The organism is Paenibacillus sp. NPDC056722 (genome assembly GCF_042790635.1).
Taxonomy (GTDB): Bacteria; Bacillota; Bacilli; order Paenibacillales; family Paenibacillaceae; genus Paenibacillus_AQ; species Paenibacillus_AQ agri.
In genome coordinates this window covers 176,314-189,543 of sequence record NZ_JBHTYV010000007.1, presented here as the reverse complement: position 1 = coordinate 189,543, position 13,230 = coordinate 176,314, and the positions used below count along the sequence as shown (strand labels likewise).

Genomic DNA, 13,230 nt, shown 5'->3' with positions numbered 1-13,230 from the left:
CAGTAAGATCACGGGCACACTGTCGTCATAACCCCGAAGATGTAACCAGCTTCATCATTATCAGGAGAGGGAGGGAATCGTTATGAGCAATCCCAAGAAAGCGTTCAGAGGCACCAGCCTTGATAATCCCGAACAGTACCCTACAGATCAGGAAAGCCTGTTCGAAATGTTCGAAAGCGAAGCAACCGTTGACGCTATTCCGATGGAAGACCTGAATCTGGAGAGGCACGAAGAGAAAGAAGACAAGGACAACACCAAGCACCGCTCTTCCAGTGAGGAGAAATACCACACAGGTTTTTGACCCAATTAGAGAACCGGCACACATTTAATGTGGCCGGTTATTTTTTTGCGTAATTAGGCATGTCATATCGTTCTTTATTACGAATTTAATTAGAGAACAAGCGATATATAGAGGATAAATGAGATAATAAGCACTTTCGGTTCTTTATAAAGCACAAATCAAAGAAATTAACGGTTTTCTTTTTCCTAGTGCCCGTGTATGATTTGGTTATCACATTGTTCTCAATAAAGAACAAATATAGCGAACCGGTATCCCGGTAAGACATGAGAGGAGGTATTCCTCTGTATCCTAGATCAGCTCGCCAACGAAAAAGAAAAAGTAAGCGTATCGGTCTGCGAATGCTGCAATCCGGCATGGCCATATCGGTTCTTTTCCTCTATACGTCCAATCAGATCGGCAGCACTTATGGTGATTTCAACACTTCGAAGCAGCAGAATACCACAATAGAGCTGTGCAAAGTATTCCCCGGCCAGATTGAGAAACTACTGCAGGAACTAGGCGGTCACATTAAACGGATTAACGAGCTCACCGCTTCGCTTAGCACCCACTCCGTCACACTAGCTTTGGGAGGATCGGCGGCGGTCGAAGGCTTGTCGCTGGAAGAGCTGGACCATGCCGCGCAGGAGACTTCACAGCAGATTGCTTCGGCTTCCGGTGAGATCGGTGCACTGGAGGGTCAGCTTAGCTTCAATGCAGGGGTCTGGCTGGAGATTATGCAGGAGGTTGCAAGCACAGCCCGAATTCTGTCCCAGATCGGAGGGTATATGGTCAACTTCGAACCCAACTGTCTGGAAATCCGCGATGCCCAATTCTTCGAGGAGTTCCAAAATAGCCTTAGTCAAAGCAGCGTGCTGTCCGAATCTCTTGTGACTACCTTGAACGGAATTCTGAATTATCTCGTCTCGATTCATGAGATCGGTGGTTCACTTCCTCCGGAAAGTCCTGTTTCAGCCCTGCTGGAACCAAGCCTTCCAGCTTTCCTGACACAAGAGCCCATCCTGACGTTCATGGCCAGAGCCTATGTTCCCCAAGCGGAAGTCTCAACGGAATTACGGTCTGCCTATGAACAGATGAATACAGAGATGAACGAGGCTAAGCGTTCTCTTGCCAGTGAGATTGACAACCTGAAGGGTCAGCAGAACCAGATCACCGAGGCAAAAGCCAAACTGCTGGAGCAGGCCCGCAAGGAGGAAGAAGAACGCCAAGCACAGGAGAAGAAGCAGCAGGAAGAAGCTGCCGAGAAAGCCAAGGAAAAAGCAGGCAAGCCGGATAAGGATGCACCTAAGCCGGAAACGCCTCCGGCCGGGGCCCCCGATCCTGATGGCACGAACAACGGGACAGACGAACCAGTGGCATCGGCCTCTCCAGTGCCAACTGTCACTGCTGAGCCCGCCAAGCCTGTAGATTCTCTGGACGGAGAGCCAGCCCCTGTCACCACACCGGGGGAAACGCCAAGCGCACAGCCGTCTGCAGAGCCGTCACCTTCGGCAACAACTCTGCCTGTAACGAGCCCGACCCCTGCGGCAACTCCAGCACCCTCTGCTTCTCCAGAACCAGATTCCATTAAAGGCGGCGATTAAGAAATGCTTATCAAAAAAATCATTGGCAACACGATAACCACCCTGATGCTTATCGTGTTCCTGGTGGTAGTCGTAGCAGTTGTAGTCTCCAAAGCCTCCGGCGGCGAGCCTGCCTTCTTCGGTTACCAAATCAAGACGGTTCTATCGGGTTCCATGGAACCCGGGATCCATACTGGCTCCATCATTGCGCTCAAACCCGGTGGTGACATGACCCGCTTCCAGAAAGGCGATGTCATCACCTTCATGAATCCAGAAAACATTCTGATCACCCACCGTATCGTGGATGTCAGCATGAACAGTGCCATCGGCGAGGCCAGCTATACAACCAAAGGCGACAACAATAACGCCGCTGACATGTCCCCGGTCAGCTCGACCAATGTGATCGGAGAGTATACCGGCTTTACCGTTCCTTATGTTGGTTATGCCATGAACTTCGCAGTTTCTAAGGCGGGCAGCGTGCTGCTAATGATCGTGCCAGGAATTCTGCTCCTGATGTACGCGCTGTACAGTACCTGGAAAGCCATCAGCGCTCTGGAGAAGAAGAATAATTCATCTGCCGCTGCTGAGCCGCTGCCAGATACCTTACATTAATAGGATTGTAATCTCCCGTTTACGAAACGTGGAGCAACAATATACATGACGTAAAGTCAGAAACAAAAAAAAGATTGAGAGAGGGATGAATCAATGAATATTAAAAAAACACTGGGGCTGGGCGTTGTCTCAGCAGCGCTTGGATTGACTTTGGTCGGCGGAGGTACCTTCGCATATTTCAGCGATACCGCGCAGAGTACAGCTTCTTTTAACAACGGAACATTGAGCTTGGATTCTGATCCCTCTGTGATCGTGGATCTCAACAATCTCAAACCAGGTGATATTATCACCAGAGATTTCCAGCTGAAGAATAGCGGCTCACTTGATATTTCCCAAGTACTGCTGAAGACGGCAGCTCAGGTTATAGACGTGAACAATGACAATGGAACTCATAACTTGAAAGATGACATTGTAGTTACCTTCCTAGTTAATAAAGACAAGATATCTTCTCCGGTCCTGGTTAAAAAATTGTCTGAACTGGAAAGTCTGTCACCAGACCTTGTAAAAGCAGGCATTCTTGGTTCAGTGTTCGGCGAAAAATCAGGGATCAAAGCAGGAACTCTAGATAAGCTGTCCGTTCAGTTTGCCTTTGTCGACAACTTCCAGCCGCAGAACTACTACCAGGGCGACAGCCTGAAATTGAATTGGACCTTCGAAGCTAAACAAGGTGCTGGCGAATATAAGTAAGCCGTCCGGTCTAAATTCAGCAGCTATTTCTTCTACCATTATTTCTTCTACCATTTTATTAACCATATAAGAGGAGGAATTTAATCATGGGTATCAAAAAAACATTGGGTCTTGGTGTGGCATCAGCGGCTTTGGGATTGTCTTTAATCGGGGGAGGTACCTTCGCTTACTTCAGCGATACAGCAGAAAGCACAGCAACTTTCGCCGCTGGCACGCTGGACCTGAATACTAATCCTGAGCAAAACGTAAACCTGAGCAATCTGAAGCCAGGCGACATCGCTGTCCGCAGCTTCACTCTACAGAACAACGGCACGCTCGACATTAAGGAATTGAAGCTGGCTACAACGTATAATGTTACGGATGCTAACACTAATAATGGCTCAGAGGATCTGGGCGCACACTTTAAAGTAAAACTGCTTGATAGCAGCTATACTAGCGGCCCGATTACTGGCCATGTCGTTGGCGAAGCAACACTCAAAGATTTGCAGAACAATCCAGGCTATGATCTGGTAGCTAACGCCTTCCCAGGAGGCATCTCCGCTGCCCAATCTAAGACGCTCAAGCTAGCCTTTGAGTTCGTTGAAAACGGCCAGGATCAAAACATCTTCCAAGGAGACAGCGTAGCCGTAACCTTGACCTTCAATGCTAAGCAAGGCGCTGGCGAATTTAAATAAGCCTGTTCTTCTAAAAACTACCGGCATCTCTTAGACCTTTAACCGGGCTGGGACATGCCGGTTTTTTGCACCAGTCCCCTCCCTCTTTCTCCTCTGAACAGCAATGTATCTTTGTCCGTTTCCAGGAAATTTGTTATACTTATACAAAAAGTACGGAGGGGCGTTGTCATCGTGCCTGATAATATGGGAGGGCGCATCCATGAACTCCGGGTAGAGAAGGGCTTATCCTTATCCGAGCTTGCGGACAAGGCGGATGTAGCCAAGTCGTACCTGAGTAATGTTGAGAGAAATATCCAATCCAACCCCTCTATCCAATTCATTGAAAAAATTGCCGATGCGCTCCAAGTATCTATTCACGTGTTGCTATATGGAGATCTCTCCGACACTGAAGAGACGCCGCTGGATTCGGAATGGTTCCGGCTCGTGCAAGAGGCAATGAGCTCCGGCATCAGCAAGCGGGAGTTCAAGGAATTTCTGGATTATCAAAAATGGCGTCTTGAACAAAAGGATTAATAATTTCAGCCCTGAGCGCTTCAACACCTCGGGCACCCCATCATATAGAGAAGGGCACAGCATATGCTGTGCCCTTCTCTATATGTATCCTGTTATGATTCAAGCTGCTAAATAGCCTTCAACGCCTTCTCATTAAAGAAACGGCGAATCTCCTCCGCCTTGATGCCCGCCTTCTTGGCACTCAGCAGCAAATATACCCATTCTAAATCCAGATCGACTGTCTGCAGTTCTCCGTTGTTCCCCTGGTTGGACTTATCCAAAAAATCTCCTCCTAAGATTTCGCGTCCCCAGGCAGTCCGGCCGTCTTAGTATTTCTACCTTAGACCCGAGACTTTGTGCCCCTGTCTTTCAACAGGTTTACCCTTTACTGGATCCTTCACATGAAAGGATCTGGCTAGAAATTATTATTAAAAACCTTGCTGCAATAACATTATACAAGAAATAATCGGAAAAGTGTGTCGTTTTCTGGAAACTTCTAAGGAGACAAATGTAAAAAGTTTAGCTCTTTTTGACTAATACCTGTCCAACTTGAAACCATCTGTATGAGATGTAAAATTTTTAATTTATGAATAATTCTACTAATTCAAACGAACTATATAAAGTTATTAACCAAACTTCAAATCCTCTAAACAGCTTTTCCTGTCAAATCAGGGTCTATTGAATCATTTTAATAGTTCCGTCCTCTTGGGGTAATCTACTTATGGCGCTATGGCATCAATAACCAGGGTGAACCATACCGTTTTGCGATTGGATTGGACGAAAGTATGAATTGATTAAGATCACCGAAAGTAGCACAATAGAAAGGAAATGAAAACGCAACCATCACAGCTCCGAACAAGGCCCATACCAGCGCCCTGCGTTTGGAGTTCATCCGTTAGGAGGATGTATTCATGGCAGCCAAAGAGCCCTACAATGAATCTGTTTGGAGCAAATATTACGGTCCCAATCTGGGCTACATTCAAGAGAAGTATGAGCAGTTTGTGAAAGACCCCTCCTCAGTTGAAAATAATTACCGTGAACTCTTTACTGTTTATGGCCCGCCTCCCCTGGCGCCGGATGCCGAACCAGCTCCGCAGCCGATCGTTTCGGGAGATGCCGTTTGGCTTCGTAAGGCTGTCAAAGCCTCCAAGCTGATCGCTAACATTCGTATATATGGCCATTTGGCCGCCAATATTGACCCGCTGGAGCGGGATCACAACCCTATGATAAAATGGCTGAATCACGAAACATATGAACTGACGCGTGAGGATCTCATGGCCCTCCCTGCTTCGCTGATTTGGGAGAATGTCCCGGATAATATTCAAACCGCTTGGGACGCCGTTCACCGGATGCGCCAAGCCTATACACAAACTATCGCCTACGAATTTGGTCATGTGCATGATGAACAGGAACTTCGCTGGTTGAACAGCCAGGCAGAATCCGTTAACTCACCTGCGCCACTGAATACCGCTGAACGCAAGGAATTGCTGAGTCGGTTGATTCAAGTGGAGCAGTTTGAGACGTTCCTGCACAAGACTTTCGTAGGCCAAAAGCGTTTCAGCCTCGAGGGCAACGATGCCCTGGTGCCAATGCTGGACGAAATCGTACGCGCAGCCGCACATGAAGGTGCTGAGCATATCCTGATGGGCATGGCCCACCGTGGACGTCTTAATGTACTGGCTCATATCCTTGGCAAACCTTACGACATCATTTTCTCTGAGTTCCATCATTCACCGAACAAGGAGCTATTCCCTTCGGAAGGATCCATGGGCATTAACTACGGCTGGACCGGGGACGTGAAGTATCACTTGGGTGCTGACCGCGCTGTACGTGAGGGCGAAACCGTCCGCACTAGGCTGACACTGGCGAACAATCCGAGCCACCTGGAGTTTGTTAATCCTGTCGTTGAAGGATTCGCTCGTGCAGCTCAGGAGGAGCGGGGCACAACAGGCCTGCCGAAGCTCGACACGAACAAGGCGATAGCTGTGCTGATGCACGGAGATGCGGCCTTCCCAGGTGAAGGTATCGTGGCTGAGACACTGAACATCGGCAAGCTGGACGGGTATACGAATGGCGGTACGATTCATATTATCGTCAACAACCGCATCGGCTTCACCACCGAAAGCGAGGACTCCCGGTCGACGCATTATGCCAGTGACTTGGCCAAAGGCTATGAAATCCCTATCGTCCATGTCAATGCTGATGATCCGGAAGCCTGTGTAGCGGCTGTTCGTTTGGCCAGCGCCTACCGCAATAAGTACAAGAAGGATTTTGTCATTGATCTGATCGGCTACCGCCGCCACGGTCACAATGAGATGGATGATCCGGAAACAACCCAGCCAATCGTCTACGGCAAGGTCCGCAATCACCCGACGGTTCACAGAATCTATGCCGAACGCCTCCGTCAGGAGAAGGTCGTTACAGATGAAGATGTGAAGCAAATGAACGCTGATGCAGAGAGCATTTTGCAGCAGGCTTATGATAATATGAAAGAAGGCAAACATAAGAGCGCGGACAGCAAGACTTCCGTACCCGTGAAGACGGAGGACAGCCCTAGCAAATCGACTGCTGTCTCTCTGGGTGCGCTCCAACAAATCAACCGTGAGCTACTTAGCGTCCCTGACGGCTTCACCGTCTATCCGAAGCTGCAGCGCATTCTGCAGCGCCGCAAAGACGCACTGAACGACGGTGAGAAGGTAGACTGGGCACTGGCAGAAAGCCTGGCCTTCGCTTCCATAATCAGAGACGGAACTCCGATCCGCTTGAGCGGCCAGGATGCACAGCGCGGTACCTTCGCGCACCGCCACCTCGTCCTGCATGACAGCGAGACCGGAGAATTGTTCTCTCCGCTGCATCAAATAAGCGATGCTAAAGCTTCCTTCGGTGTGTACAACAGTCCGTTGTCGGAAGCTTCGGTGCTTGGCTTCGAGTACGGGTACAACGTATTTGCGCCTGAGACTTTTGTAATCTGGGAAGCCCAATACGGTGACTTCGCCAATGCCGGTCAGGTCATCATTGACCAGTTCATCTCGGCTGGACGGGCGAAATGGACGCAGCGCAGCAATCTTGTTATGCTACTGCCGCACGGCTACGAAGGCCAGGGACCGGAGCATTCCAGCGGCAGGCTGGAACGCTACCTGCAGCTGTCTGCGGAAGAGAATTGGACCGTGGCGAATCTGACTTCAGCATCCCAGTATTTCCACCTGCTGCGCCGCCAAGCTTCTCTGTGCGGCAAGTCAGAAGCCCGGCCGCTCGTTATCATGGCGCCGAAGAGCCTGATCCGCAACCCGCGCAGCACTTCTGCGGGAACCGAACTGGCCTCAGGACAGTTCCAGGCCGTGCTGCCTGAGCCGCTGCTTGGCCAGAACCCGGCTGAAGTGAAACGTCTCGTGGTTTGCAGCGGCAAGGTCGCCATTGACCTGCAAGCCGAGCTGGAAGCTGCGACTGCGAAGGGCAAGGAATGGTCCTGGCTGCACATCCTGCGGCTGGAGCAGCTCTACCCGTTCCCAGAGCAGGAACTGGCCGCTTACCTGAGCACCTTCCGCTCCCTGGAAGAAATCGTCTGGGTACAGGAAGAACCGAAGAACATGGGCTCCTGGAGCTTCACTGAGCCGCGTCTGCGGGCCATCGCTCCCGAGAATACCAAGGTCAAATATATCGGCCGTCCGGAGCGTTCCAGCCCGGCAAGCGGCTATGCAGATGTTCACACCTACGAGCAACGTAGAATTGTTACGGAAGCCCTGAAATTGAATTCGCAAGTACAAACGGCTGTACCGTCCTCCTAAGAGGACGGTGTCACTATAGCGTAAACTATAAAGTTTGGGGAGGTAGCGGCCTGTGTCTGAAATTAAAGTACCCGATCTTGGCGAATCCATTTCTGAAGGAACGATCTACAAATGGCTGGTTAAAGAGGGCGATACTGTCGGCCAGGGGGATGTGCTGGCAGAGCTGGAGACAGACAAAGTCAATCTTGAGATTAGTGCGGAGGAGGACGGTGTCATCTCCTCCATCCTGCGGCAAGCCGGCGAGAACGTAGCCGTTGGCGAAGCCATCGGCATCATCGGCGCGGCAGCAGCCGGCACGCCGAAAGCGGCCGAGGGCAGCAAGCCCGCGGCCGCACCGGAAGCGGCAGGCGGCAGCAACGCCGCCGCGCCTCAAGCAGCAGCGGAAGCTTCCGCGCCCGCTGCAAGTGCCGTGCCCGCAGCTACGGGCGCGGGCGACAGCTCCGCGGCCCTGGCTACGCCGGGCGCGCGCAAGCTGGCACGGGAGCGCGGCATCGCCCTCGGCGATGTTAGCGCCCGTGACCCGATCGGCCGGATTGGCCAGGCCGATGTGAAGGACCACGGCGCAGCGGGTGCTGCTGCGCCAGCCGCTCCGGCGCCGCAAGGCAAGCCGGAGGCGGCGAAGCCGCTTGCGGCGCTGGGCAAAGCGCCGCACCCGGAGGACGGCAAAGCGACGGAGCGCAAGCGCATGTCGCGCAGACGGCTGACGATTGCCAGCCGTCTGGTGGAAGCGCAGCAGACGGCGGCGATGCTGACCACCTTCAACGAGGTGGACATGACGGCGATTCTGGATATCCGCAAGCGCCGCAAGGATAACTTCAAAGAGAAGCATGATGTTGGACTAGGCTTCATGTCCTTCTTCACCAAGGCCGTGATCGGCGCCTTAAAAGCCTATCCGATGCTCAACGCCGAGATCGACGGCGAGGATCTGTTGCTGAAGAAATACTATGACATCGGCATTGCCGTCGCTGCCAAGGAAGGCCTGGTCGTACCGGTCGTCCGCGATGCAGACCGGTTGAGCTTCCCGCAGATCGAGCGGGAAATTGGTGCACTGGCCGCTAAAGCGCGGGCCAACACGCTGAGCCTAGCTGAGCTGCAAGGCGGCACATTCACGATTACTAACGGCGGAGTGTTCGGCTCACTGCTATCTACGCCGATTCTTAACACCCCACAGGTAGGTATCCTGGGTATGCACAAGATCCAGCTGCGCCCGATCGCACTGGACGAAGAGACTACCGTCAATCGGCCAATGATGTATATTGCACTGTCCTATGACCACCGGATCGTCGACGGCTCCGAAGCCGTAAGCTTCCTGGTTAAAGTCAAGGAACTGCTGGAAGATCCGGAAGCGCTGTTGTTAGAAGGCTAAGTGCCCTCATCCAACTTTACAATGTGCCGTTAACCTATCAATCAAAAAGGAGATCCCCAGAGCCTGGCTCCAAGGGACCTCCTTTTTTTGCCGCGATATTTATCGTTCCTGCTTGGCTTCTGTACCTTCACCTTCCCAATGAAAGTAAATGCAGCAGTCATGGACGAGAAAATAAAGTCCTGGACTACCGCTATTTTTTATTGAACTATCGCCTCTCATTAATACAAGTGTTTATCTCCAAAATGTGATCTTGTCAGAACTTAACCGCACGGTTTCATATCCTGCTTCTTTGGCTTTTCCAATGGAGATAATCATTACTGGAGCATAACGTTCTTCATCTAAATCAAATGCTTTGGCTACTTGATCCACTTCAAAGCCTGCCATTGGATTCGTATCATACCCATGCGCACGAGCTACCAACATTAACTGCATGGCGAAAAGGCTGCTATCGATTTTTGCTACTTCAATTTTCACTTCTTTTGGTAACGTTGGATACATTGACAGGATGGTGTTGACCTGACTATCTCGTACTTCTACTGGCATCTTCCCTTCTTCCACAGCTGTATTGTAAATTTCTTCGACATTTAAATAGCTATCAGTATCACCAAAAATTAATAACATGGCTGATGAAGTATCGTTTTGTAACGTATTGAAGCGCACAAGAGGTCTTAGTTTTTCTTTTCCTTCCGGAGTATCCACCACCACTACACGCCAAGGCTGCATATTTGCAGAGGACGGTGCCAAGCTGGCCTCCGCAATCATTTCACTGAGCTCTTCTTTTGATATTTTAAAGTTCTCGTCATAATTACGAACAGAACGTCTTTCCTTGACTATACTGGCAAAATCATTATTTAGAGTATTATTAAACATAAACTCTCTCCTCTTGATAACGTTAGTTTTTTTGACAATTTGTATGTCGTTCGTTATCATATTCGTATTATGAACTATAAACCTAGGTTTATAGCAACAATTAAAAAGAGGTCCTATTATGAAAATAAATGATGTTTCAAAATTAACAGATCTGCCCATATCAACATTGAGATTTTATGAACGTAAAAACCTAATTCCGGACATATTTCTGCAAAGAGATGCTAATAATTATCGTATTTATTCGGAGGAGATTGTTGAATTTCTGGAAGATGTGAAGGCACTTTTATCCGTAGGTTTTTCTATAGAGGAATTAAGTGTGCTAGTCAGTCAAGAACTTAATTTATCATACGAGCTAAAGAAACAAGTTGTTGAACAAAAAATCAAAGAAATTGAAGATGTCCAGAAGCGATTGAAAAAATCGAAGAAATTTTTGCATGCCGTCTTGGAGGGAAAAGCAAATTTCCAAACATAGTGTTAGAGATAAGCTGCTTGGAGAATGCCCTGTGAATATACGGATATCATCAATCAGTAAGGTGTTATTCTTAAGTTCGCTTTATATAGTTATTTATTCAACTAACCTTCCGCTTAGCTTTAGTGAAGGGAAACCTGCGCGGTTCCATAACCATCGGGGGTATGAGAAGATCGATGGGGGCTAAACCCACTACCTGACCGCGCTTTCCCCCAAGCTTGTGTAACAGCATGTTTAACAACTTGTTTAACAGCTTGTTTAACAGCTTGTCTATCGTCAGCAGAACCAACCTCGCGAATACATAAATAAGAGCATTTTTGTACCTTAATTCGGCGGCAACGAAGTGGAAAGATTCATTAAGGGCATTTTTGTATGTTAATTCTTCGGGTATATCACCTTTTTAGGGATATGTAAGAAAATAAGGTACAAAAATGCTCTTAATTCCCTTTTTCACGCTAAAACATTAAATATAAGGTACAAAAATGCCGTTATTTAAACACTGAGTCGACTTTGGAAAAAGAAACGTTATCCGAGGGAAAACGGCGGCAAGGTAACTGTAGCAGCATAGGCGATCAAGTGAAAGGGCGATTAAACGAAAGATTGGATCTTCTGATTCACTGAACCTGTGTGCCAGCCCCAAATTGTGCGCGTCACTTCTGTTCCAGTTAAGCCCTCGATAAATACTCAATGAGCTCTCGATAAGCCCTAAATTTAGTTACTGGTCTATATAAGCTAAATTTAAGAATTAGGCAAGCTGACTGGAGAATTCCTATAAAAATAAGGATATCATCAATCAGCAAGGTGCTATTCTTAAGCTCACTTTACATAATCACAAATTTAGTTACTGGTTTAAACACAAAATAGGTTGCGATTTTTCGGTAAACTTTTGACTGTCCAGTAAGCTTTAAAGCCATAGTTAAAATTTCTTTAAAGCAAAAATAGAGGAGATTAGCCCACATAATGAACTAACCATCCTCTATTTAGGTGTTACCTTTTGTTGCTCTGTCTCTGTAATTAGGCCAACATCACAATCTGTATATGGTTAAGCTGTCCCCCCGTAAGGTTTCAGACTCAATCCCTTCTCTGTCTTTTCTTTCTGCACTGGCGGCTTCAGGGAAATCGCAATGATTGAAGCCAGCAGACACAAGAGACCAATCACGATAAAGGTGGGTTTGAACCCGCCAAGCAAAGCAGCCATAAATGATCCGGATAAAGCTCCGATTCCAAAGCCTTGATACACGATGCCGTAGTTCTTGCTGTGATTCTTCAGACCGAAGAAGTCACTGACAATAGCCGGGAATACCGTAATGTTTCCGCCGAAGCAGAAGGCAATTGCCGCCACACAGGCGAAGAACAGGCCAAAGCTCAGGTGGGCGAAACTAAGCGTCAGCATCGCCGCAGCGGTTACTACGAGTGATGCGCCAACCAGCTTCAAGCGGCTCATTTTATCAGACAATGCCCCAAGAATCAGGCGTCCGCTTGTATTGAAAATCGCGATCATTGCCACCGCATTCGCTGCTGTCTGCACATCAAGTCCAGCCAGCTTCACGCCGATATCCTTAACGATGCCTATCAGGTAGAGGCCGCTCATACAAGCGGTGAAGAAGATAATGAACAGCAGATACGCTTCTTTGGTGCGAAGCATTTCCTTAACGGTATAGTCCTTGGCACCAGCCGGAACACTGGAGGCGGTTGCAGGAGATGCCGACAGGCTAGACCGCGTTCCTGCTGGGACTACACCCGCCGAAGACTGCACAACAGCCGGTACAGAGGCTGGCGCGGCAGCTTCTCTGATCAGCAGCGAGCCAATAACAACCATAGCCATCACAATCATTCCCCAGTAAAGGAATGTGTTAGATACACCGACCGAGTCGATCAGACTGCCATTTATATATTTGAAAACCAGACTTCCTGTCCCGTAAGCACCAACAGATACGCCGGAGATTAAGCCTTTATTCTTTGGAAACCATTTGATCAGGTTAGATAACGAAGTGATATAAGCCGTTCCGTCCGCATAGCCGACGATCAATCCTGCCAGCAGATAGAACATCGGGAGTGAACTTGCCTGTGAACTGAGCATTAGCCCCAGTCCTAGCACGATCCCTGCGGTTCCAGTCAGTCTGCGGAGGCCGAACCGGTCCTGCAGCTTGCCCGCGAACAGTGTTGCGAAAGCCAGCGCGAAGCTGGTAATGGAAAATGTTATTGCGACGGAGCTGAGCTCCCATCCGAATTTGGATACCAGTTGTGCATTGAACAAGCTCCATGTATAAATCGTACCCAGACCCATTTGCATAATGACGGTACCTAGTACAATAAGCCATCGTTTGGCGCTTTTACTATCCGTAGTTGTAGTCATGGCCGTTTCCTTCTTTCTCTCGTTGATCGCTGCAAGAGCCTCTATTGCCTCTTCATTGT

General features: G+C 49.0%; 12 protein-coding genes and 1 riboswitch. Of the genes, 9 read left to right on the top strand and 3 right to left on the bottom strand.

Going from position 1 to position 13,230, the window contains the following annotated elements; genetic code table 11:
* The first annotated feature begins 82 nt into the window (after window positions 1-82).
* The 6 genes from ACFRAM_RS18505 (at window position 83) to ACFRAM_RS18480 (ending at window position 4,346) form a co-directional block, all read left to right on the top strand.
* Window positions 83-301, top strand: coding sequence for a hypothetical protein (locus ACFRAM_RS18505; RefSeq protein WP_379467109.1), 219 nt, complete (start codon window positions 83-85; stop codon window positions 299-301).
* A gap of 338 nt (window positions 302-639) precedes the next feature.
* Entirely contained in the window at window positions 640-1,881 is a 1,242-nt protein-coding gene (locus tag ACFRAM_RS18500; RefSeq protein ID WP_379467108.1) for a hypothetical protein, read from the top strand.
* A gap of 3 nt (window positions 1,882-1,884) precedes the next feature.
* Entirely contained in the window at window positions 1,885-2,472 is a 588-nt protein-coding gene (gene sipW / locus ACFRAM_RS18495) for a signal peptidase I SipW (RefSeq protein WP_379467107.1), read from the top strand.
* Between the two features lie 93 nt (window positions 2,473-2,565).
* Complete coding sequence (locus ACFRAM_RS18490; protein ID WP_066374966.1) at window positions 2,566-3,159, top strand: TasA family protein; 594 nt, start codon at window positions 2,566-2,568, stop codon at window positions 3,157-3,159.
* Window positions 3,160-3,245: 86 nt separating this feature from the next.
* On the top strand, window positions 3,246-3,833 hold the full coding sequence (locus tag ACFRAM_RS18485) for a TasA family protein (RefSeq protein ID WP_175370887.1): 588 nt from the start codon (window positions 3,246-3,248) through the stop codon (window positions 3,831-3,833).
* Between the two features lie 183 nt (window positions 3,834-4,016).
* Window positions 4,017-4,346 carry a helix-turn-helix domain-containing protein gene (locus ACFRAM_RS18480; protein WP_217622300.1) on the top strand — a complete coding sequence of 110 codons (330 nt, stop codon included), beginning with the start codon at window positions 4,017-4,019 and terminating at the stop codon, window positions 4,344-4,346.
* A gap of 107 nt (window positions 4,347-4,453) precedes the next feature.
* Here the strand turns inward: ACFRAM_RS18480 and ACFRAM_RS18475 are convergent, their stop codons facing one another.
* The gene (locus ACFRAM_RS18475; protein WP_246316984.1) at window positions 4,454-4,606 is read right to left on the bottom strand and encodes an anti-repressor SinI family protein; all 153 of its coding nucleotides are present in this window, start codon (window positions 4,604-4,606) and stop codon (window positions 4,454-4,456) included.
* A 27-nt stretch (window positions 4,607-4,633) separates the two neighbouring features.
* Window positions 4,634-4,718: riboswitch (cyclic di-GMP riboswitch) on the bottom strand.
* A 518-nt stretch (window positions 4,719-5,236) separates the two neighbouring features.
* On the opposite strand from ACFRAM_RS18475, the gene ACFRAM_RS18470 reads away from it, so the two are divergent.
* Both ACFRAM_RS18470 and odhB read left to right on the top strand, forming a co-directional pair.
* On the top strand, window positions 5,237-8,110 hold the full coding sequence (locus tag ACFRAM_RS18470; protein WP_379467106.1) for a 2-oxoglutarate dehydrogenase E1 component: 2,874 nt from the start codon (window positions 5,237-5,239) through the stop codon (window positions 8,108-8,110).
* Between the two features lie 52 nt (window positions 8,111-8,162).
* On the top strand, window positions 8,163-9,476 hold the full coding sequence (gene odhB / locus ACFRAM_RS18465; RefSeq protein ID WP_379467105.1) for a 2-oxoglutarate dehydrogenase complex dihydrolipoyllysine-residue succinyltransferase: 1,314 nt from the start codon (window positions 8,163-8,165) through the stop codon (window positions 9,474-9,476).
* A gap of 231 nt (window positions 9,477-9,707) precedes the next feature.
* On the opposite strand, the gene ACFRAM_RS18460 is transcribed toward odhB, so the two are convergent.
* Complete coding sequence (locus tag ACFRAM_RS18460) at window positions 9,708-10,346, bottom strand: nitroreductase family protein (protein WP_379467104.1); 639 nt, start codon at window positions 10,344-10,346, stop codon at window positions 9,708-9,710.
* 118 nt (window positions 10,347-10,464) lie between these two features.
* Here ACFRAM_RS18460 and ACFRAM_RS18455 point away from each other — a divergent pair, with 118 nt between their 5' ends.
* A complete protein-coding gene (locus ACFRAM_RS18455; protein ID WP_379467103.1) occupies window positions 10,465-10,818 on the top strand; it encodes a MerR family transcriptional regulator in 354 nt (117 codons plus the stop codon).
* 1,039 nt (window positions 10,819-11,857) lie between these two features.
* Here the strand turns inward: ACFRAM_RS18455 and ACFRAM_RS18450 are convergent.
* Entirely contained in the window at window positions 11,858-13,171 is a 1,314-nt protein-coding gene (locus tag ACFRAM_RS18450) for an L-lactate MFS transporter (protein ID WP_379467102.1), read from the bottom strand.
* Between the last annotated feature and the right edge of the window lie 59 nt (window positions 13,172-13,230).